General features: G+C 62.0%; 19 protein-coding genes. 12 read left to right on the forward strand and 7 right to left on the reverse strand.

Features of this window, described 5'->3' with window-relative positions; all coding sequences use genetic code 11:
* Nucleotides 1-785 precede the first annotated feature (785 nt).
* The 6 genes from A4A58_RS11715 (at nt 786) to A4A58_RS11740 (ending at nt 5529) form a co-directional block, all read left to right on the forward strand.
* Nucleotides 786-2189, forward strand: a complete 1404-nt coding sequence (locus A4A58_RS11715) for an amidase family protein (protein WP_068732333.1) — start codon at nt 786-788, stop codon at nt 2187-2189.
* Nucleotides 2190-2204: 15 nt separating this feature from the next.
* Entirely contained in the window at nt 2205-2681 is a 477-nt protein-coding gene (locus tag A4A58_RS11720) for a glutathione peroxidase (protein ID WP_068732131.1), read from the forward strand.
* Nucleotides 2678-2932: a DUF3297 family protein gene (locus A4A58_RS11725; RefSeq protein ID WP_068732134.1), complete on the forward strand. Its 255-nt coding sequence runs from the start codon at nt 2678-2680 to the stop codon at nt 2930-2932. Before A4A58_RS11720 ends, A4A58_RS11725 begins: the two co-directional genes overlap by 4 nt.
* Nucleotides 2933-3129: 197 nt before the next feature.
* Nucleotides 3130-3975: an ABC transporter ATP-binding protein gene (locus A4A58_RS11730; protein WP_068732136.1), complete on the forward strand. Its 846-nt coding sequence runs from the start codon at nt 3130-3132 to the stop codon at nt 3973-3975.
* Nucleotides 3975-4757, forward strand: a complete 783-nt coding sequence (locus tag A4A58_RS11735) for an ABC transporter permease (protein WP_068732138.1) — start codon at nt 3975-3977, stop codon at nt 4755-4757. The genes A4A58_RS11730 and A4A58_RS11735 overlap by 1 nt, the downstream gene beginning before the upstream one ends.
* Nucleotides 4758-4764: 7 nt before the next feature.
* Nucleotides 4765-5529, forward strand: coding sequence for an ABC transporter permease (locus tag A4A58_RS11740; RefSeq protein ID WP_068732140.1), 765 nt, complete (start codon nt 4765-4767; stop codon nt 5527-5529).
* Nucleotides 5530-5687: 158 nt separating this feature from the next.
* Here A4A58_RS11740 and A4A58_RS11745 read toward each other — a convergent pair whose 3' ends face one another.
* The 5 genes from A4A58_RS11745 to A4A58_RS11765 are packed head-to-tail and all read right to left on the reverse strand — an operon-like array spanning nt 5688 to nt 11407.
* Entirely contained in the window at nt 5688-6671 is a 984-nt protein-coding gene (locus A4A58_RS11745; protein WP_068732142.1) for a 3-hydroxybutyryl-CoA dehydrogenase, read from the reverse strand.
* Nucleotides 6668-7762 (reverse strand): NAD/NADP-dependent octopine/nopaline dehydrogenase family protein, encoded by a 1095-nt coding sequence (locus A4A58_RS11750; protein WP_068732144.1) that lies wholly within the window; start codon nt 7760-7762, stop codon nt 6668-6670. The genes A4A58_RS11745 and A4A58_RS11750 overlap by 4 nt, the downstream gene beginning before the upstream one ends.
* Nucleotides 7759-9297 (reverse strand): class I adenylate-forming enzyme family protein, encoded by a 1539-nt coding sequence (locus A4A58_RS11755; RefSeq protein WP_068732146.1) that lies wholly within the window; start codon nt 9295-9297, stop codon nt 7759-7761. Before A4A58_RS11755 ends, A4A58_RS11750 begins: the two co-directional genes overlap by 4 nt.
* A gap of 2 nt (nt 9298-9299) precedes the next feature.
* Complete coding sequence (locus tag A4A58_RS11760; RefSeq protein ID WP_244499743.1) at nt 9300-10583, reverse strand: acyl-CoA dehydrogenase family protein; 1284 nt, start codon at nt 10581-10583, stop codon at nt 9300-9302.
* Nucleotides 10580-11407 (reverse strand): alpha/beta fold hydrolase, encoded by an 828-nt coding sequence (locus tag A4A58_RS11765; protein WP_068732148.1) that lies wholly within the window; start codon nt 11405-11407, stop codon nt 10580-10582. The genes A4A58_RS11760 and A4A58_RS11765 overlap by 4 nt, the downstream gene beginning before the upstream one ends.
* A gap of 250 nt (nt 11408-11657) precedes the next feature.
* Here A4A58_RS11765 and A4A58_RS11770 point away from each other — a divergent pair, with 250 nt between their 5' ends.
* Complete coding sequence (locus A4A58_RS11770) at nt 11658-12830, forward strand: acyl-CoA dehydrogenase family protein (RefSeq protein WP_068732337.1); 1173 nt, start codon at nt 11658-11660, stop codon at nt 12828-12830.
* Nucleotides 12831-12867: 37 nt separating this feature from the next.
* On the opposite strand, the gene A4A58_RS11775 is transcribed toward A4A58_RS11770, so the two are convergent.
* Together A4A58_RS11775 and A4A58_RS11780 are read right to left on the reverse strand one after the other, a co-directional pair.
* Nucleotides 12868-14370, reverse strand: a complete 1503-nt coding sequence (locus A4A58_RS11775) for a flavin-containing monooxygenase (RefSeq protein WP_068732150.1) — start codon at nt 14368-14370, stop codon at nt 12868-12870.
* 114 nt (nt 14371-14484) lie between these two features.
* Nucleotides 14485-14934 carry a cupin domain-containing protein gene (locus tag A4A58_RS11780; protein WP_068732152.1) on the reverse strand — a complete coding sequence of 150 codons (450 nt, stop codon included), beginning with the start codon at nt 14932-14934 and terminating at the stop codon, nt 14485-14487.
* Nucleotides 14935-15202: 268 nt separating this feature from the next.
* Between A4A58_RS11780 and A4A58_RS11785 the strand changes: the two genes are divergently transcribed.
* The 5 genes from A4A58_RS11785 to A4A58_RS11805 all read left to right on the forward strand — a co-directional run bounded on the left by A4A58_RS11785 (nt 15203) and on the right by A4A58_RS11805 (nt 21948).
* Nucleotides 15203-16231: an AraC family transcriptional regulator gene (locus tag A4A58_RS11785; protein WP_068732154.1), complete on the forward strand. Its 1029-nt coding sequence runs from the start codon at nt 15203-15205 to the stop codon at nt 16229-16231.
* A gap of 86 nt (nt 16232-16317) precedes the next feature.
* Nucleotides 16318-17079: an SDR family NAD(P)-dependent oxidoreductase gene (locus A4A58_RS11790; protein WP_068732155.1), complete on the forward strand. Its 762-nt coding sequence runs from the start codon at nt 16318-16320 to the stop codon at nt 17077-17079.
* 53 nt (nt 17080-17132) lie between these two features.
* The gene (locus tag A4A58_RS11795) at nt 17133-17975 is read left to right on the forward strand and encodes an enoyl-CoA hydratase family protein (RefSeq protein ID WP_068732157.1); all 843 of its coding nucleotides are present in this window, start codon (nt 17133-17135) and stop codon (nt 17973-17975) included.
* Between the two features lie 233 nt (nt 17976-18208).
* Nucleotides 18209-20560 carry a bifunctional salicylyl-CoA 5-hydroxylase/oxidoreductase gene (locus A4A58_RS11800; protein WP_068732159.1) on the forward strand — a complete coding sequence of 784 codons (2352 nt, stop codon included), beginning with the start codon at nt 18209-18211 and terminating at the stop codon, nt 20558-20560.
* A gap of 137 nt (nt 20561-20697) precedes the next feature.
* On the forward strand, nt 20698-21948 hold the full coding sequence (locus A4A58_RS11805) for a flavin-dependent oxidoreductase (RefSeq protein WP_068732162.1): 1251 nt from the start codon (nt 20698-20700) through the stop codon (nt 21946-21948).
* The last annotated feature ends 84 nt before the right edge of the window (nt 21949-22032 follow it).

The raw sequence follows: 22032 nt of genomic DNA on the forward strand, positions 1-22032 counted from the left end.
CAAGGTCGCACTCATCGCCGTTGCCCGAAAGCTCCTCATCACCGCCAACGCGCTCGTCAAAGCCAACAAACACTATGACGGAGAGACCCAGCCTCATTGACACACAAGACAGTCGCCGGGTTCGCGTCCGGCAAGTGCCGGCCGCGCCCCGGAATGACAGCGTGGGCGGCCCAAACATTTTTTCCTATTCTCCTTGACAACATCCCCATCAGGTTTATATTCCCCGTCGTCCTGCCCCACCGAGAGGGGCGATCGCGATCGTCACGTTCGCGGGGTGGGATGCGGTGGACGCCGGAGATGCGGCGTCGCGCGGTTTGGGGGGTGACGTCTGTCTTCGGGCAGGACGGATCTGCGCCAGCACTGCCACTGGCAAGGAGACGGCCGGCCTTCGGATGGAAAGACCCTCTGGACAGTGTGACGGACGACCAAGTCAAAACGCGTTCGGCCCAGTCGCTTGAGGCTCCCTTCCCATCGCCTTGGGACTTTAATTCGGTGATCGGATCGTTCGCTGAGGCAAGTGCAAGCAACCGAAAAAACACCGCATGCGGAACGCCGGGCAATCGCTCGTGCTTCCGAAAGTCCTGATGCATTATCCTTGCGGAAGACCGCATCAGCATCAGGCCCAAGGGTGCATCGGGCACCCGGCGTTCCGCACGCCCTCTTGATTGAGGGTGGGAAGGAATGCTCATAGCTCGGACGCTTCGGCGCCGCGAGACTGCGAAATCGTGCCTGATTGGCAATCTCCGGCCGCCTGCGTTAACAAGCGACAAGCAATGGAGCACTGCATGAACGATCTCTGGCGCCTGTCGGCAACTGACCTCTCCGCACTCATTCGCGACCGCAAGGTGTCCGCCAGGGAGGCGACGGTGGCTGGCCTCGCGCGGCTCGATGCAGTGAACCCGTCCATCAACGCGGTGGTCGACCATCGCCCCGAAGAGGCGCTGGCACGGGCGGATGCGGTCGATGCCGCCATCGCTGGTGGAGAGGATGTCGGTCCGCTCGGTGGCGTGCCGATCACGGTCAAGGTGAATATCGATTACGCGACCTATCCCACCTCGAACGGCGTGAAGATCCAGAACGAGATCATCGCGACGACCAACAGCCCGGTGATCGACAATCTGCTGAAGGCCGGCGCCGTCATCATCGGCCGCACCAATTGCCCGGCATTTTCCTATCGCTGGTTCACCACCAATCAGCTCTATGGCGATACCAAGAACCCGCGCGATCCCTCGCTGACGCCGGGCGGTTCATCCGGCGGCGCGGGCAGCGCGGTTGCGGCCGGTATCGGACACATCGCCCATGGCACCGATATCGCGGGCTCGATTCGCTATCCTGCCTATGCCTGCGGCGTGCACGGTCTGCGTCCGACCGTCGGTCGCATCGCCGCCTATAATCAGGCGCTGCCCGAGCGCATCATCTCCGGCCAGATCACCGCGGTGTCCGGTCCTCTGGCGCGCACCATCAACGATGTGCGCCTCGGCCTCGCCGCGATGTCGCAGCCCGATGCACGCGATCCCTGGTGGGTGCCGGCACCGCTTGAAGGCCCGCCACGCGCGAAGCGCGCCGCCATGTGCCTGCGGCCCGATGGTCTCGCCATCACCGCCGATGTGGAAGCTGCCGTGCGCGATGCCGGCAAGCGACTGGAGCGGGCAGGGTGGATTGTCGAGGAAGTCGAGAACACGCCGGCGCTGCGCGAGGCCGCCGCGCTGCAGACGCAGATCTGGTTCGGCGATGGCTATCAGGGCATGCTCGATGCCGCCGAGCGCGAGGGCGATCCCGCGGCGCTGGTCTGCCTGCGCGGCCAGAAGGACAAGCTCGTCGATTTCGACAAGGGCGGCCTGTCACGCCCGCTGGTGCGACGTTCGACCTTCGTGCGCGACTGGGAGATGTTCCTGCAGATCTACAGCGTGGTGTTGATGCCGATGTCCGGCGAACTGCCATTCCCGGATCATCTGGATATGCAGGGCCAGGAATCGTTCGATCGCGTCTGGGCCGCGCAGATGCCGCAGATCGGCATTCCCTTCATGGGCCTGCCGGCGCTGAGCGTTGCCACGGGCCTTGTCGGCCGTGCGCCGACCGGCGTGCAGGTCGTCGCCGGCCGCTACCGCGAGGACCTGTGTCTGCTGGCCGGCGAAGCCATCGAGGCCGGCGGTACCCCGCCGATGCCTTGCGACCCCGTGACGGCCTGAGAAGGGATTAGTTCGATGACTGGCATCTCCGATTTCTCTGCGTATGCGCTGTCCGGTGAACCGGTCGCGCTGAAGCAGTTTGAAGGAAAGGTGCTGCTGATCGTCAATACCGCCAGCGCCTGCGGGTTCACGCCCCAATATGCCGGGCTGGAAAAACTGCAGCAGGATTTAGCGCCGCGCGGATTTTCGGTGCTGGGCTTTCCCTGCAATCAGTTCGGCGCGCAGGAGCCCGGCGATGCGAAAGCGATCGAGAGCTTCTGCGAGACCAATTATCACGTCACCTTCCCACTGTTTGAGAAGATCGACGTGAATGGCGCTGACGCCCATCCATTGTATAATTACCTGAAATCTGAAAAGTCCGGATTGCTGGGTTCGGGAATCAAATGGAATTTCACCAAATTCCTGATCGACCGTTCCGGACGGGTCGTCGAGCGTTTTGCGCCGACCACCAAACCTGAATCACTGCGAGAGAAAATCGAGGCGCTGCTATGACCGATAACACCAATGCATCAGCCGATCTGCCCGATCGCCTGTCCACCGATCCGCGAAGCCCGTTCTACAATGCCGAAGTGCTGCAGCGCGATGTCGGCATTCGCTTCAAGGGCGCCGAGAAGACCAATGTCGAAGAATATTGCGTCAGCGAAGGCTGGGTGAAGGTGCCCGCCGGGGCGGCAAAGGACCGGTACGGCAATCCGCTGCTGATCAAGCTGTCGGGGCCTGTGGAGCCGTATTTCCGCGACTAGACGCACCAAAGCGCCGAAAGCCCTGCTGCGGGAAGCTGACCTGTTCGCAGCAGGCGCTGACTAGCAAAAAGGCGTTGCCCGCATAAATTTGAAGCTTAAAGTAATTGCAGTTTCCGGCTAGGCTGCGTCCGTCAGCATGATGGACACAGTCGGGCCGTCGTGATTGCAATGCGTGCATGGCAAATGAAGGACCGGGAATGCAGGTGGTGTCGCTACGTTCGGACGCTCACGCCGAGTCGGACCCTCTGTCCGGCCGCAAACCCGCTTCAGCCATGATCGAGATCGAGCACGTCTCGCAGCGCTTCCAGACCTCCGGCAAGCAAAGCCATCTGGCGCTGTCGGATATCAACCTCACCATCGAAGACGGCGCCTTCGTCTCGATCCTCGGCCCGTCGGGCTGCGGCAAGTCGACCTTGCTCTATATCGTCGGTGGCTTCGTGCAGCCCACCGATGGCGTTGCCAAGGTGAAGGGCAAGGCGATCACGGGACCGGGTCCCGATCGCGGTCCGGTGTTTCAGGAATTCGCGCTGTTTCCGTGGAAGAACGTGCTCGGCAATGTCATGTATGGCCTGCGCCAGCAGGGCGTGAAGAAGGCTGAAGCGGAAGCGCGCGGCCGCAAGCTCCTGGAAATGGTCGGCCTCAAGGGCTACGAGAATTTCTATCCGAAAGAACTCTCCGGCGGCATGAAGCAGCGCGTCGCCATCGCGCGCACGCTGGCCTATGATCCCGCCGTGCTGCTGATGGACGAGCCATTCGGCGCACTTGATGCGCATACCCGCACACGGCTGCAGAACGACCTGCTCGACATCTGGGATCGCCAGCGCAAGACCGTGCTGTTCGTCACGCATTCGGTCGAGGAAGCGGTCTATCTGTCCGACAAGGTGATCGTGATGTCGCGATCACCGGGCTCGATCAAGGAGATCGTCGATATCGATCTGCCGCGGCCGCGCAAGCGCGCCGATCTCTTGCTCGATGCGCGTTTCCAGAAATACATCGTCGATATCGAGAAGATGATCGACGACGGCGGCAAGGACGATCTGTGATGACTGCGCGCGGCGTGCTGAAGACATTGTCGCCGCTGTTCGCCTGCATCGGCTTGCTGTGTGTCTGGCAGGTTGCGTCGTTGCGGCTCGATACCGAAAGCTTTCCGACCGCGCTGGAGGCGATCAAGGCCATTCCATCGATTCTCGGGGACAAGGGATCGTTGCTGAACATCCTCGACTCCATCCGTCGTATGGCTATCGGCCTCGTGCTCGCGGTGATGTTTTCAATCCCGCTCGGTCTGCTGATGGGGCGCATCAAGGCCGTGGCGTCGTTCTTCAATCCGCTGATGATGATCATCTATCCGGTGCCAAAAGCAGCGCTGATGCCCATCATCATGCTGTGGATGGGCGTTGGCGACGTCTCCAAGATCCTCGTCATCTTCCTCGGCGTCAGCCTGCCGATCATCTATCATGCCTTCCAGGGCTCCAAGGCCGTCGAAGAAAAGATGCTGTGGTCGGGGGCGGCGATGGGCATGTCGGCGCCAATGCGCATGCTCCGCATCGTGCTGCCCGCAGCGCTGCCTGAAATTCTCACCGGCTGCCGCACCGGTCTGGTGCTGGCATTGATCACGATGATCACCTCGGAGATGATCGCGCGCCAGTCCGGTGCCGGCAACATCCTGTTCAACTCGCTCGACATGGCGCAATACGATACGGTGTTTGCGATGATCCTGATCATCGGCGCCATGGGCATCGTGTTCGATGCGGCGTTCGAGAAGCTTCGCCTGTCGCTGGTACGCTGGTCGCAGCCGCGCGACGACATGCCTCTCAGCTTTACGTGAGCGCAACATGAACCAGGAACGCATCAATTCGGTTCTGCTGGGCATCACGCCGATCGTGCTGTTCATCGCGCTGTGGCAGTCGCTGATCTCCTTCGGCTTCGCACCGACGAGCTTGTTGCCGCCGCCGGGCGCGGTGTTTGGAAAGCTCGCGAAGGACTTCTTCAACGGCGACTTTCTGCACGACATCGCCGCGACGCTGATCCGGCTGTTCGCCGGCTTCGGCATCGCCGTGGTCGTCGGCGTGTTCATTGGCCTTGCGGCGGCGGTGAGCCCGGCGGTCAATGCCGTGGTCAAGCCGCTGGTGCGGGTGCTGGCGCCGATCCCGAAGATCGCGCTCTATCCCGCGCTGTTGCTGATCCTCGGCTTCGATCACGCGTCCAAGATCACGCTGGTGACTGCCGACGCGCTGTTTCCGATCCTGCTGTCGACCTATTACGGCGCGTCGATGGTTGAGCAGAAGCTGATCTGGTCGGCCATGGCGGCGGGCACGCCGCGCTGGCAGATCCTGTTCAAGGTCGTGCTGCCGGCCGCGATGCCGTCGATCCTCACCGGCTGCCGCATCGGCCTCGTGATCTCCTGCATCGTGGTGTTCCTCGCCGAGATGATCACCTCGACCGACGGCCTCGGTCACATGCTGGTGCAGGCCGCGCGCACGTTCCAGACCGTGGACATGTTTGTGCCGCTGATCATGATCTCGATGCTCGGCCTGATCCTGAACAGCCTGCTGCACTGGCTGCGCAGCTATCTGCTGAGGGGCTTCCCGGAAGTATGAAGTATAGAGGCAGCTCTGCCGCTATTACTCGCTAGCCTTTATAACTAAAACTCGTCATGGCCGGGCTTGACCCGGCCATCCAACTGTCTTCGGCATTTGCGGCAAAGATGGCTGCCCGGGTCAAGCCCGGGCATGACGAGAGAGTAGAGCGCGGTGCCTCAAAGCACCGGCGGCTTCTGCAACTGGAAGTGCTTCAGCAAATCCACAAACGCCGATAGCCGACCCTCGCGATAGGCATCGACATCGAGCCCCTCGTAATTGAGAAAGCCTTCGCCGGTCTTCAGGCCGATCTTGCCCTCGGCCATGTTGCGGCCGACGATCTCCGGCGATGCATAGCGATCGTTGTTCAACGCGCCGGTCAGATACTTGCTGGCGTAGTACAGAATATCGCCGCCGCCCCAATCGACGAATTCGAGCAGGCCCAGCACTGCGAAGCGGAATCCAAAACCGTACTTGATCGCCTTGTCGATATCCTCGGGGCTCGCAACGCCTTCCTCGACCATGCGCGCGGCTTCGTTCATGGCCATCGCCTGGATACGCGGTACGATATAGCCGGGCGTCGCGGCGCAAACCACCGGCACCTTGCCGATGCCTTCGAGCATCTCCTTCACCCGCGCGGTGATTGCCGGATCGGTCTTGGCACCGGGCGAGATCTCGACCAGCGGCACGAGATAGGCCGGGTTGAGCCAATGCGCGTTGAGAAAACGCTCTGGATGCTCGACGGCGCCGGAGATGTCGTCGACGAGAATGGTCGATGTAGTCGAAGCGATGATCGGCGAGGGGCCGGCAAGCTTCGATGCACGTGCCAGCGCATCGCACTTCTGGTCGAGCACCTCAGGCACGCCCTCGAAAATAATCGCCGAGCTGCTCAGCGCGGCGCCGGCGCCTGCTTCCGGCACGACGCTGACGCGCGACACCAGCGTCTCGATGTCGGCCTCGGTGAGCAGGCCGAAGCGCGCCATGCTGGCGAAGGTCTTGCGGATCTCGCCAAGTGCTTCGGCTTCCAGCGCCTTGAACTTGTCGGCCTCGCGCGCCTTGAAATCAACGATGGCGACATTGTGCCCTGCATAGGCAAAAGCAACAGCAATGCCGCGGCCCATGCGACCTGCGCCGAGACAGGCGATGGCGGGACGGGCGCTCATGCGGCAAAGCCTTCGCGCAGCAGCTTCAGCAAGCCGTCGCGATCCAGCTTGCCGAAGCCGAGGCTCTCGAGCGTGCGGCCACCTTGCAGGAAGTTCTCTCCGCAGATCGCGCCGCCAATGGCGAGGAACGCCTTGACCAGCGGGGTCTCGACGCCGGCGAGCTGAGCGCAGGACAGGAAAAACGACAGGCCGGTGCGCAGATCCTCGCGCATGTAGCGATGCTCGGTGAGCACGATGTGCTCGCGCCAGTCGCCGCTGTCGGTGAGGCGATCATGCGAGCCGCGGCCATACATCCACTCTTCGCCTTCCTTGGCGTAGTGATCTGCCAGCGGGAAATGCGCGCCATTGTAGCCGAAGGCCTCGCGGATCGCGATGCGCTCGGCGTCGAGCTGGTCGGTGACGCGGCGGATCGCGGGCTGCGTGCCTTCCTTGTGGATGTCCCATGTCGGGAAATGCTCAAGCGGGCCGGCATTCATCACGATCAGCGGCGGATGGATGATCGGCCCGGCATTCATCAGTGCGCCCGACAGCGCATCGCCGCACGGTTCGATGACGCCGGGGAAGGCCTTGTCGATCACCTTGCAGGCATAGTCGGACATCGACAGCGGGAACACGCCGGTCGGTAGCCGCTTGGCGCGGATGGTGATCGCGACCTCAAACGGGCCATGCTTGCGCGCCAGCCAGGGCAGCGTGCCGGTCTCGGCGAAGGCGACCTTGGCAGTGTTGCCGGCGTCATGCGCAGCCTTGGCAAAAATCATCGAGCCGAAGGTGGCCGGCGGCAGATAGACGACCTGGCCGTCCGCAAGATGCGGCGCGATCCGCTTGGCGATATCGGGCTGCGCAAAGGCGGGCGCCGGGCAGAGGATCAACTCGACGTCCTTGATCGCTTCCGTAATGTCCGCCGTTACCAGCGTCAATTGCGTATTGTGCGTGCCCTGCGCATTCTTGACCTTGATGCGTGAGCCAGCCTTGTTGTGTTCAGCGACAGCCTCGGCATCGCGCCGCCACAGGCGGACGTCATGGCCCTGCAGTGCGAAATCACCCGCGGCCGCGAACGAACCGTTGCCGCCACCCAATACTGCGATCTTCAATTGGTCTCTCCGTCGCTCGGCGTTGCCGCCTGAACCTGCTTCAGTTTGAAATGCTGCACCTTGCCGAGCGCGGTGCGCGGCAGGTCTGTGACGAACACGATGTCGCGCGGCTGCTTGTAGCGCGCGAGCTGCGTCAGGACATGCGCCTTCAACGCTTCGGCGCTCACGCTGCAGTTCGGCCGCAGCAGCACATAGGCGACGGGCACTTCCTGCCATTTGGGATCGGGAACGCCGACGACGCCGCAATCGGCGACATCGGGATGCTCGAGCAACACGCGTTCGACTTCGGCGGGATAGACGTTCTCGCCGCCGGAAATGATCATGTTCTTCTTGCGGTCGTGGACCCAGAAGTAGCCGTCATCGTCTCGGGTGCCGATATCGCCGGTGCGATACCAGCCGTCATGCAGCGCCTCCCGCGTTGCCGCTTCGTTGCCCCAGTATTCGTAGAACACGTTGGGGCCGCGCACGGCGATCTCACCGGTCGCCTTGGCGGGAAGTTCATTGCCGTTGTCGTCGATGATCATGGCTTCGCAGCACAGGCCGGGCAAACCCGTCGATCCCGCGCGCGCGAGATCACCGCCGAGCCGCGTATAGACCGAGATCGGGCAAGTCTCGGTCGAGCCATAGACCTGCAGCACGGGAATGCCGCGCGCCGTCAGGCGCTCGATCAGATGCGGTGGCACAATGCTGGAGCCGGTGGACACGGCCTTGAGGCAGGACACGTCGGTCGCAGCCCAGCCGGGATGCTCGCTCATCGCCTGAATGATCGCGGGTACCCAAACGGTCAGGGTGGGTCGCTCCCGCGTGATCGCTTCCAGCGTGGAGTCGGGCGTGAAGCGCGCATGGATTGTCACGGTGGCGCCGTGATGCAGGGCCGGCGTGGTCTGGATGTTCAGGCCGCCCACGTGGAAGAACGGCAACACGGTCAGCACATGATCGTTCGACGTGAGGCCATGCATGTGCTGGCTCATCACGCCGTTCCACAGCAGCGCTTCCTGACGCAGCACGGCGCCTTTGGGGCGGCCTGTGGTGCCCGACGTATAGACGATCAGCAGCGGGCAGGAGAGGTCGGTATGTGGATTGCGGCCGTCGCCGGAGGCGCACGACAGCAGGGTATCGAAGGTCTGGCCGGGCGCATCAGGTGTGAAGTCGAGCGCGACCACGCGGGTGTCCGGCAGCTCTTTCGCAAGCGACGGAAGGATCGCCACAAAGCCTTCTTCCAGCACCAGCACCTTCACGGAGGCGTCGGAGAGGATGAACAATTGCTCGGCGACTGCGAGCCGCCAGTTCAACGGCACCATGATCGCGCCGAGCCTGGCGCAGGCATAGAGCAGAACCAGATAGTCGGGCCGGTTCATGCTCAGGATCGCGACGCGATCGCCGCGACCAACGCCGCATTCCGCCTTCAGTGCCTTCGCGGTCGCCTCGATCCGCGTATTGAACGCGGCATAGCTGAGCGTCGCCCCCTCGAAATGAATCGCGGGCTTGTCCGGCGTGAACGCGGCATTGCGTGCGATGAGGCTGGAGAGATCCACGATTACTCGTCTTTCTCACCGGCCTCGTAGAGTGCTTCGCGGCCGATGCGGTCGAGGCAGAGTTCGGCCGTCCAGGGCAGCATCAGCGCGCCGCAGCGGCTGTCGCGATAGATGCGCTCCAGCGGCAGCGTTTTCAGCATGGCCTGACCGCCGCAGGTGCGGATTGCCAGTGCCGCCAGTTCGTTGGCGCCTTCCATTGCGGTGTATTGGGCGGCGTAGGCGCGCAGCACCTGCTCCTTCGACGGATTGGCGCAGGCCTCGGTCACGGCCTGGAACCAGGTCGACTTGAGCTGCTCGAGCTTGATCTGCATCTGCGCCACGGCGATCTGCTTGGTCGGATACATCCGGCGCTTGACTGGCGGCATGCCCGGGATTTCGCCGCGGAGATACTTCACGGTGAAATCATACGATGCCTGCGCGAGACCAACATAAGTCGGCGACAGCGTCAGGAACATGTGCGGCCAGCGCATCGCGGCCTGGAAGTAGACGCCGCGCGGCATCAGCGCTGCATCTTCCGGCACAAAGACGTCCTTGAAGATCAGCGTACGCGAAACGGTGCCGCGCATGCCGAGCGGATCCCAGTCGCCGACGACGGAGACGCCTTCGGACTTGGCGGAAATCGCCAGATACAGCGTGTTGCGGCGCGAAGCCTTCTCGCCCTCAGCGACCTCGGTGCAGAGCACGCCGTAGTAATCGGCGAAGCCCGACAGCGACGCGAAGATCTTCTTGCCATTGACGATCCAGCCACCTTTGACGGGCCTGGCTTCGGTGCCGAATGCAACGCCGCCTGCGGCCGCTGCGCCGCCTTCCGAGAACGGCTGCGAATAGATCGCGCCGTCTTCGACGATGCGCTTGTAGTGGATGGCGCGGCGGCGGTGCTGTTCAGCGCGCATCTGGTCATCCATGTCGAGGTCGTCGGCCAGCGGGCCGGACCACAGCGTCGAGCACACATGCATGTTCCAGGTCAGCGCGGTGGCGCCGCAATAGCGGCCGATTTCGGCAGCAGCGAGCGAATAGGTCTGATAGCCGGCGCCCGACCCGCCGTTGGCTTTCGGGATCGAGATGCCCAGCAGACCCGCCTTGTGCAGGTCCTTGTAGTTCTCCAGCGGGAAGGTGGCCTCGGTATCCCACTTCGCTGCGCGGCCGGCGAAATTGGCCTGGGCCAGTTCGCGCGCCTTGGTGATCAGCCCGGCCTGTTCTTCATCGAGGCGATAGGCCTTCGGATCGAACATCGGCTTGTCGAGAACGATGCTGTCGAGGTCGGGCTTGCTGGCAGGCTTGTTCATGATGATGACCCCGAAAGGTTGTGGCTGGTTTTGAGGAAGTCGGCGAGTACTTCGTTGAATTCGTGCGGACGTTCGAAACTGGCGAGATGGCCGACGCCCTCGAGTTCGACATAGGTCGACCCGGGCACGAGGCCCGCCATCTTTGCCATCGTCTTTGCCGGCGCGTTGTTGTCTTTCGAACCGGATAGGACTAAAGTCTGTATTTTGATGTTCGCGATGTTCTTGCGCAGATCGAAGCCGATCATCGCCTTCATCGAGGCGCGGTAGGTGTCGGGCTTCACAGACGCCATGCAGTCGCGTGCGAGTTCAAGGCCGGCAGGATCCGGATTGTCGCCGATCAGGCCTGCCACCAGCTTCGGCGCCATCGACACCATGGTCTCGCCACGGTCGAGCGGGCCAAGCCGGGCGTCGATGAAATTCTTCTGCCATTCGCCGTCGGAGCTGCCAAAGGCCGAGGTGGTCTGCGCCAGCACGATGGCGCCGGCGAGATCGGGATAGTCCACCATTAGCCGCTGCACGATCATGCCGCCGATGGAGTGGCCGACCAGCACCGGTTTCCTGGCTCCAATCTGCGCGAGGAAATCCTTCAGGGCTTCGGCGAAGGCCGGGATGCTGGGCGTCTCAAGTTGCTTCGAACCGCCATAGCCCGGCGAGTCCCAGCCGATGGCGTAGTAGCGGTCGCCGAACGCCTCGATCTGGTTACGCCAGCCGCGGCCGGCGCCACCGATCCCGTGCAAAAACACCAGTGGCGTTGCTGCGGAATCGCCTTTGGCTTCAAAGCCGAAGCGGCCGTCCTTCGTCGTCAGGGCTGCAGAATTTGGCATGCATAGGCCTCCTGTGCTGTCGGACAAGGTGATCCTAGCATGTCCGAGATATATGAAAAGCGATAGTTTTAGACTTAAAGGGTTGTGGATTGCCTCATCCGGAGGCACGTCGTTGTTAGAGGTTGGGTCTCCGGGTGATGGATCCTGCGCCTGCCGCTTGGCGATGTTGTGATGTTCGGCCATCGCCCTTGTCCGAAACTTCTTTAGGTTTAAAACAATGTCGATTGCCGATGCATCGAGGGAGGAAGCCATGTCCGATCAGTCATTTTTGTCCTGGCCGTTTTTCGAGGACCATCACCGCGAGCTGGCCACGAGTCTGTCGCGCTGGGCCAAAACGACGCTGCCCGGTCTGGTCGATCACCATGACGTCGATGGTTCCTGCAAGCGTCTGGTGAAGGCGCTGGGTGACGGCGGATGGTTGCGCGCGGCGGTGCCGGCAAGCCATGGCGGAATGTATCCGACATTCGACGTGCGCTCGCTATGTCTGATTCGCGAGACACTGGCCTATGAGACTGGTCTTGCCGACTTCGCCTTCGCGATGCAGGGACTTGGCACCGGGCCGATCAGCCTGTTCGGTTCGGAAGCATTGAAGTCGCGCTATCTGCCGCGCGTCGCCAGCGGTGAAGCCATTGCAGCTTTCGCATTGTCAGAGCCCGATGCGGGTTCGGATGTCGCTGCGATGACGACAACGGCGGTGCCTGATGGTCCGGATCATGTCCGCATCAATGGCCTCAAGACCTGGATCTCGAATGGCGGCATTGCCGACCAGTATGTCGTTTTCCTGCGCACCGGCGAATCCGGCGCGCGTGGCATCAGCGCCTTTGTGGTCGATGCGGACACGCCGGGCTTCACGATCGCGGAGCGGATCGATGTGATCGCGCCGCATCCGCTGGCGACGTTGAAATTCGAGGATTGCCGTGTGCCCGTGGCGAACCGCATCGGCAAGGACGGCGAGGGCTTCAAGGTGGCGATGGCGACGCTCGATGTGTTCCGCTCGACCGTCGGTGCGGCCGCGCTGGGTTTCGCGCGTCGCGCGCTTGACGAAGCACTGCATCGCTCGGTCACGCGAAAAATGTTTGGCCATACGCTCGGCGATCTGCAACTGACGCAGGCTGGACTTGCCGAGATGGCGACCTCGATCGATGCGTCGGCGCTGCTGGTCTATCGCTCGGCCTGGACCAAGGATCAAGGCGCAGCGCGCATCACCCGCGAAGCCGCCATGGCCAAGATGTTCGCGACCGAAGCGGCACAGACAGTGATCGACCGCGCGGTTCAAATCTTCGGCGGCATGGGCGTGCAGTCGGGCGTCAAGGTCGAGGAGCTCTATCGCGAGATTCGCGCGCTGCGCATCTATGAAGGCGCAACCGAAGTCCAGAAGGTCATCATCGGTCGCGAGCTCATCAAGGCCGCGCAGACCAATTGAGCGGAAAAGGCGAGCCGATCACGGCTCGCCTCACATTTCACGCGGCTGTCGCGTCCGCTTTGTAGTTCGGCGCGGAGGCGAGAAATCTGGCATAGGCGTCGGCATCCGGCGGCGTGAATTTCTCGACCAGCGCGCCGCGCCGTTTGCTGGTGGCGCCCATGTCGTCGAGCAATTCGTCGAAATGCTTGAAGTGATAGGGCGCCACACACAGTCCGCCATAGACACCGGCCGCCGGACGCTCAACGCGCTTGAAGTGCAGTATCCTGTCCATATCCTGATGCATCTCGGCAGGCGTTGGCTGTTTCGCCAGCTTGCCGTCGGCATAGCGCACCAGCCAGTTGGCGGCCATTTCCGCCGTCAGTACCGAGCAGAAGCTGGAGTTGAAGCCGACGAAACCCATGTCCGCCAGATCCGGATTGGCGATCACGCGATACAGCCGATACTGCCCGTCCGACTGAATCAGCTTGTCGCGATATTCCTGCGGCAGGAACGGTACGCCGAGCTTGAAGCCGATCGCGAGAACCGCGACATCGGCCTCGACGCGCTGGCCGCCTGACATCATGATGGTCTTGCCATCGTAATGATCGAAGGTGCCGCGGATAGCCTTGATGCGTCCGTCGGCAATCATCGGGAAGAAGTTCGGCGTGGCGATCGGCACCGAGCAGTTGATACCGTCCTCGATGCGGCCTTCAGGTACCATGTCGCATTTCTTCAGCTTGAGCTGGGTCTTCAACATCGCCTCCAACCCGCGCCAATTGGCCCAGATGAACGGCTTGGCGATGGCGTGATTGAGCCGCGAGAGCGCACTCAGGCCCCAGCCCCGAAACATCTCTTCCTGCGCTCGGATATAGAGGATGCGCTTGAAGTTGATGAGGCCGCCGATGAAATAGGGAATGCGCCAGACAGGCTCGCGATAGACAAAGGTAACGGCGCTGGCGCCGGCATTGACCGAATGCGCGGCGATATCAGTGGCCGATTTCGATCCGCCGAGCACCACGACCTTCTTGCCTTTGACGATGGATGAATCCGTGTGCTCCGCCGAATGCAGGATGATACCGCCGGCGGCCTTGAACTTGTCTTCGCCGGGATGATGCAATTCCTTGCGCTCGTTGAATTGCCCGGTACACACCGCGGCGAAATCGAATGTTTCCTGCGCGGTGTTGCCAGCAGCATCGCGTGTCTCAAGTGTCCAGCCGGGGAGGCCATCTTCGCGGCGTTTCATGCTCACGACGGTCGTGTTGAAACGCATCAGCGGAATCAGATTATGATCGCGTGCATAGTCTGTGAGATAGGCATGGACCTGCGGCCCCTTCGGCCATTCCGGATAGCTGGCCGGCATCGGCTTGTCGGTGAAGCGATAGAGTTCCTTGGGGCTCTGGGTCTGCACCTCTGGATAGGAGCGCGCCGGCTCCCAGACGCCGCCGAGGTCGCCGCTGCGTTCCAGGACCGTTACCTTGTGACCGCGTGCAGCAAAAGATTTAGCGGCGGCAAGGCCGGCGATGCCGGCGCCGATGACGCAAACATTCTTCTGTTTGACCATGGCTTATCTCCTGTTTGAATGCAGCGACGGGTCGCGGGCGCGCGGGTTCCCGCGCGCAGGCACTGGCCTGCGCGGAACGTCCGCGATGTGTGACGTTAGGTCCGGTCGCCGAAGCTAGTCGTTGGCTTCCGGCGGCAGGAAGTTTACTTCATGCTCGGCAGAGACGCGGACGATGGCTTCGATATCGCTCATATTGTGCAGTTGCTTGAACAGGGCTTCGAGCTTCTGCGTCGGCGAGACCCAGAACAGTGCGCGGGCAGGTTTGTCCGACTTGTTGAAATAGCCATGCGGAATGCCGCGGGGCAGGCGGACCAGGTCGCCGGCATGGGCGCGGACCCACTGGCCGTCCAGCTTGAGGTCGAGCACGCCTTCCTGCACCAGGATGAATTCTTCCTGGGTCGGATGGATATGCACCGGCACGAACTGGCCGGGATCGCTGTTGGTCTCGAAGGCAAAGGTGGAGTCGGTCACGGCCTTTGGAAAATAGACCTGCCCGAGAATATTCCACGTGGTGCCCCCATATCCGGTGCCGTTCTGGGTGATGCCTTTTTCAAGTGCCGCCATGGTCCTGCTCCCTTGGGTTTCACGTCCGCAAGGATGCTGCGTGACCTCGGGGCCTGTCTCTAGCCGTTGAACGAATCCGCTATCCAAACGACGAAATAATTACCGGTAGGGGGAGGGGCGCAGGCGCGTTGCGCTGCACACTCATCTTTGGAAGACGCTGGCCTGCGCATTCGTTGTGCAGCACGGCAATATTTACAGCGGGGCGCCGACTATGCGGCGTGACGGGACATGGATAGTCTAGGCTTCAAATAACGCAGGCGATCGGACCATGGTGTTGGACGCAGCCGTATCAGGGAATGCCCAGCCGGTCCGCGCCGCAAGGCTTGCGGCATTCTCTCGCGTTTTCACCAGGGATATCGACGAGGCTGCCGACTCGATCGGGCGCATCTTCTGTCCGCATGCGCTGGATCCCTTGCAGCGCTCATGGCCGGATTTTCATGCGCTCCACAATTGCGCGGCGTTCGATGGCTTCTCGGTAAACTACGTCTCCTATGGCGGTTCGGTATCGATCGACCCCGGCTGTCTCGACCGCTTCTTCCTGTTGCAGATCCCGCTGCATGGCGGTGCCCGGATCAGTACCGGCGGCCGGACGATCGAGGTCTCGGCAGGGCGTTCCGCGTCCTTGCTCTCGCCGACAATGCCTACAAAGATGGTCTGGCAGGACGATTGCGCAAAATTGATCCTGCTGGTTGAACGACGGCTCGTCGAGGAGCGCGCGGCGGCGCTGGCGGAGAGATCCGGAGCGGTCATTGAGTTTGATCCGGAGGTCGATCTCAATACGCCGTTCGGTCTCGCGATCCGGTCCCAGATCGAATATCTCGTCGATCTCGCGGAGCATCGTGGGCCGGGGCAGCGGATCTCGCCAATGATGGCGGCGACCCTGCGTGACTCCGTGATTGGACTGTTGCTGACCGGTCAGCGACATACGCTCACCGACACCATCGATCGCTCCCTCGCGCGCCTTGGTCCGCTGCCTTCAGTGCTGAGAAAGGCACGGGACTATCTTGAGGCTCATGCCACTGATTCGCTCGATCTCGATCGGCTCGCTCGCGCAGCTGGCATCGGGATACGTTCGCTGCAGCTCGGCTTCCAGAAGCATTTCGGCATGTCGATTTCCGATGCGCTGCTGGATATCCGGCTGACGCATTTGAATGCACGGCTGCTGCGGGCTGTGCCGGGCGAGCGTGTCATCGATATGGCGTTCGATCTCGGCTTCACCCATCCGAGCCGGATGGCCAGCTTCTACCGCGCCCGTTACGGCGAGAGCCCGTCGGATACGCTCCGCCGTAGCCGCTAGCAGCATGGCCTGCCTGTTTCTTGCAAAAGCTTGAAGTCTAAAATAATATCCAGACAGGCTCATGGAGAGCCTGCGGAAGGTGACGCATGTCCGGACTGTCTCGCTCCTCCCACGCTTTGGTGACCGGCGGTGGCCGCGGTATCGGCCGCGCCATTGCGGCATCCCTGGTGCAGGCCGGTGCGACCGTCACCATCATGGGCCGCAATCTTGCAGTGCTGAACGAGGTCGTTGCGGCGGGTGACGCGCATTATGCTGTTGCCGCCGATGTGTCCGATCAGACCGCGCTGAATGCTGCGATCGCCGATGCTGGGAAGCGCCAGCCGATCGATATTCTCGTGGCCAATGCAGGCGCCGCAGAATCCGCGCCCTTTATGAAATCCGATGCAGCGCTGTTCCAGCGCATGATGGACGTCAATTTCATGGGTGTCGTCTATGCGACGCAGGCTGTGCTACCCGAAATGGTCAAGCGCAAGAGTGGCCGCATCGTTGCTGTTGCTTCGACGGCTGGCCTCAAGGGCTATGGCTATGTGAGCGCCTATAGCGCTGCGAAGCACGCCGTTATTGGAATCGTGCGCTCGGTGGCGCTGGAAGTCGCCAAGAGCGGCGTCACCGTGAATGCGGTCTGCCCAGGCTTTACCGAAACCGATCTGCTCGAAGGCAGCATCGACAACATCATGAGCAAGACCGGCCGCACGCGCGAACAAGCTGTTGCCGAATTGGCCAAGCATAATCCGCAGGGGCGTCTGGTGACGCCCGGCGAAGTCGCCGATGCGGTCCTGTGGCTGTGCGGCGCTGGTGCCGGTTCCATCACAGGACAGAGCATCGCCGTCGCTGGCGGCGAAGTCTGATCGAACCGCAACAACAAGAACCGAACTGTCTTCAGGGAGCCAACATGTCTGTCATGGTCAAGAACAAGGTCGCCAATCCCGTCACGTTGCCGCTGGCCGAGTTCAAGCCTGAGCATTTCCTGCTGGTGGTGGCCGATGGCATCGCGACGGTGACGCTGAACCGGCCCGAGCGCAAGAATCCGCTGACCTTCCAGAGCTACCGCGAGCTGACCGATTTCTTCCGCGCCTGTGCGATGGATGACGACGTCAAGGTCGTGGTCGTCACCGGCGCCGGCGGCAACTTCTCGTCGGGCGGCGACGTGTTCGAAATCATTGGCCCGTTGATTGAGATGAACACCAAGGATCTCACGGCCTTCACGCGCATGACCGGCGATCTGGTCAAGGCGATGCGTGCCTGCCCGCAGCCGATCGTGGCGGCCGTGGAAGGCATCTGCGCCGGTGCCGGCGCGATCATGGCGATGGCCTCCGACATGCGTCTGGCTGCGACCGGCACCAAGGTCGGATTCCTGTTCAACAAAGTGGGGCTGGCCGGCTGCGACATGGGCGCTTGCGCAATCCTGCCGCGCATCATCGGCCAGTCCCGTGCGTCGGAGCTGCTCTATACCGGCCGCTTCATGACGGCCGAGGAGGGCGAGCGCTGGGGCTTCTTCAGCCGCATCGTCGCGCCTGCAGAGGTGCTGAGCCAGTCACAGACACTGGCGAAACAGATTTCCGAGGGGCCGACCTATGCCAACACCATGACCAAGCGCATGCTGTCGATGGAATGGGCGATGTCGGTGGAAGAGGCGATTGAAGCCGAGGCGGTGGCGCAGGCGCTGTGCATGACCACGGAGGATTTCGCCCGCGCGTTCCACGCCTTCGCGAACAAGCAGAAGCCGAAGTTCGAGGGTAATTGAGACACACGCACCGTCATGCCCGGGCTTGACCCGGGCATCCATCTTTGGCGGCAATGCGGGTGGTAAGATGGATGGCCGGGTCGGCCCGGCCATGACAGAGTTTCAACAGGTCGCCTCGCGCCGATTGACAATTTGATGTGCATCAAAGCTGCCGAATTGCCGGTTTGTCAGGCTTGCCAGGAATTGTTTTAGGTTTAAAATATCTCCATCCAGGCACGACTGCGGAGGCTGTCATGAAGATCGCGATTATCGGTGGCGGGCCGGCGGGCCTCTATTCTGCGATCCTGCTGAAGAAGCAGCGGCCGCAGGCAGAGATCACGGTTTATGAGCGCAACCGTCCTGACGACACCTTCGGCTTCGGTGTGGTGTTCTCCGACGCCACCCTCGATAATTTCGAGAAATACGATCTTCCGAGCTATCAGCGCATCACCCAGGAATTCGCTTACTGGGACGATATCGCCGTGCACTTCCGCGGCACTGTCCATCGCGTCGGCGGCAACGGCTTCTGCGGCTGTTCGCGCCGCACGCTGCTGATGATCCTGCAGGACCGGGCTCGCGAACTCGGTGTTCATCTGCTGTTCGAAGTCGATATCACCGACGAAGCACGTTTCGCCGATGCCGATCTGATCGTGCTGGCTGACGGCATCAACAGCCACTTCCGCAACAAGTATATCGAACACTTCGCGCCCGAAGTAGATTTGCGCTCGAACAAGTTCACCTGGATGGGTTCAACCAAGCCGCTCGATGCTTTCACCTTCCTGTTCCAGGAAACCGAGTGGGGGCCGTTCATTGCGCACGCCTATCAGTATGAGGCTGGCCGCTCGACCTGGATCTTCGAGACCGATCCGGAGACCTTCAAGCGCGCCGGCCTCGAAGGCCTCGGCGAGCAGGAATCCGCTGATCGCATGCACGATATCTTCAAGGGCTTCCTTGGCGACCACAAGCTGTTGATCAACCGCTCGATGTGGCGCAATTTTCCGATGATCCGCAACAAGCGCTGGGTCAAGGACAACATGGTGCTGCTTGGCGACGCCAAGGCGACCGCGCATTTCTCTATCGGTTCGGGCACCAAGCTGGCCATGGAAGATGCCATCGCACTGTATGATGCAATGGCGAAGGCACCGACCGTCGAGGCCGCGCTGCATGACTATGAACACGGTCGCCGCGAGGAGGTCGAGAAGATCCAGCATTCGGCGGACGTGTCGCTGGTCTGGTTCGAGCACGTGGATCGCTTTTGGGACTTTGACCCCGTGCAGTTCGCTTTCGGCGTCATGACCCGTGCCAAGGCGATTACCTACGATAACCTGACGCTGCGCGCGCCGGACTTCGTCAAGGAAGTCGACAAGTCGTTTGCGCAGAAGGTGCAGGCGCAGGGCTTCGACGTCGATGTCGATAAGCCGGAAGTGCCGATGTTCCAGCCGTTCAAGATGCGGGATATGGTGCTTGCCAATCGCGCCGTAGTGTCGCCGATGTGCATGTATTCGGCGGAAGAGGGTGTGCCGAACGATTTCCATCTGGTGCATTATGGCTCGCGTGCCATTGGCGGCGCCGGTCTCGTCTTCACCGAAATGGTCTGCGTCGGCCGTGACGCACGCATCACCCCCGGCTGTGCTGGTCTGTGGACCGACGAGCAGGAAGCGCAATGGAAACGCATCGTCGATTTTGTGCATAGCACGTCGGCTGCGAAGATCTGTCTGCAGCTCGGCCATGCCGGTCGCAAGGGTGCGACCAAGCTGATGTGGGACGGCATGGACCGCCCGCTCGCCGATGGCGCTTGGGACATCGTGTCGGCGTCGCCGCTGCCGTATTATCCGGATAGTCAGGTGCCCGCAGAGATCGACCGTGCGGCCATGGATCGCGTCAAGGCAGAGTTCGTGGCCGCCACGATCCGCGGCGAGCGCTGTGGCTTCGACATGCTCGAGATGCACACGGCGCACGGCTATCTACTGGCGAGTTTCCTGTCGCCGCTGACCAACAAGCGCACCGATGAATATGGTGGCTCCCTTGAGAACCGGCTGCGCTTCCCCCTCGAAGTGTTCGAGGCCATGCGTGCGGCCTGGCCGGCGCATAAGCCGATGTCGGTTCGCTTCTCGGCGACCGATTGGGCCGAAGGTGGCAACACCGGCGACGACGCGGTGCAGATTGCCCGCGCCTTCGCCGAGGCTGGCGTCGATCTCGCCGATATCTCGACAGGGCAAACCGTCAAGGAGTCACGGCCGATCTACGGCCGTATGTTCCAGACGCCGTTCTCGGATCAGGTCCGCAACGAGGCGCGCGTCGCCACCATGTGCGTCGGCAACATCACGTCAGCGGATCAGGTCAACACGATCCTGGCCGCCGGCCGCGCGGATCTCGTCGCGCTCGGCCGTCCGCACCTGACTGACCCGTCCTTCACCATCAAGGCGGCGGCCTGGTATGGTGCAAAGGACGCCTATTGCCCGCCACAATATATGCCCGGCAAGGACCAGATTTTCCGCAACAGCGTCAGGGACAAGCAGGATTTCGAAGACCTGAAAATTAAGGCTAAGCCGAAGACCCGCGCCGAGATGCGGGCGGAGGCCGCTAAGCCACTTGCAGCTGAATGACTGGGCATGCGAGTTTATTGATCACAATCGTAGGATGGGTAGAGCGAAGCGAAACCCATGACTGCGGCGCGTATCGTTGATGGGTTTCGCAAGGGCTCTACCCATCCTACGGCATTGTATCGAGTGGAGTTGAGCTGATGAAAGCAATCATCGTGGGTGGCGGCGTTGGCGGTTTGACCACCGCCTTGATGCTGCGGGCGCGGGGCATCAATTGCGAACTCTACGAACAGGCTGACTCAATCCGCGAACTCGGCGTTGGCATCAACACGCTGCCACACGCGATCCGCGAACTCGCTGGTCTCGGTCTGCTCGATCGGCTCGATGCGGTGGCGATCCGCACCGATGAGCTGCATTATTTCAACCGTCACGGGCAGGAAGTCTGGCGCGAGAAGCGCGGCTTTGGCGCCGGCCACGACGTGCCGCAATTCTCGATCCATCGCGGCCGTCTGCAGAGCGCGATTCATCGCGCGGTGGAAGAGCGTCTTGGCACCGAGGCGATTCATACCGGTCGTCGGCTCGGTTACTTCACGCAGGATGAAGGTGGCGTCACCGCTTATTTCTTCGATCGCAATAACAATCACGTCGAGACCGCGCGCGGCGACATCCTGGTCGGCGCCGACGGCATCCACTCCAAGGTCCGCAGCACGCTGTTCCCGAATGAAGGACATCCGGTCTGGAATGGCCTGATGCTATGGCGCGGTGCGCGCGACTGGCCGGCTTTCCTCACCGGCAATTCCATGATCGTTGCTGGCGGTCTCCACGCCAAGGTCGTGGTCTATCCGATCGCCGAAGGTGAGACGCCGGGCAATCGGCTGACCAACTGGGCCGTGCTGGTGAAGACCGGCGAGGGTGGCACGCTGCCTCCGCGCCGCGAGGACTGGTCACGTCCCGGCAAGCGCGAAGAACTGATGCCGCATGTGGCGCGTTTCAATGTGCCTCATATCGATGTGCCGGCGCTGATCACGGCGACGCCGGAATTCTGGGAATATCCCTGCTGCGACCGCGATCCGCTGCCGTATTGGTCCGGCGGCCGTGTCACGCTGCTTGGCGACGCCGCGCATCCGATGTATCCGGTCGGCTCCAACGGCGCCTCGCAGGCGATCCTCGATGCGCGCGCGCTGGCTGACTCGCTGGCTCATGCCGAACATCCGCGCCAGGCGCTGATGGCCTATGAGCGCAAGCGCCTGCCGATGACGGCCGAGATCGTGCGCTCCAATCGTCGCGGTGGCCCGGAGGGCGTGATCGATGCGGTCGAGCAGATCGCGCCGGATGGTTTCGACAATGTCGAGAACGTTCTGAGCTACGCGCAGCGTGAAGCGATTGTGAAGGGCTATGCGCACAAGGCTGGCTTTGCTGCGCAGCCCGGGCTAGCGGTGGTGAACGGCTGATCCAACCGCTACATGCGCGATCAAGTTGATACGAAAATGGCCGGGCAGAGCCCGGCCATTTTGCGTCGATGTCTGTAGCTAATA

The organism is Tardiphaga robiniae (genome assembly GCF_001618955.1).
Lineage (GTDB): Bacteria > Pseudomonadota > Alphaproteobacteria > Rhizobiales > Xanthobacteraceae > Tardiphaga > Tardiphaga robiniae_A.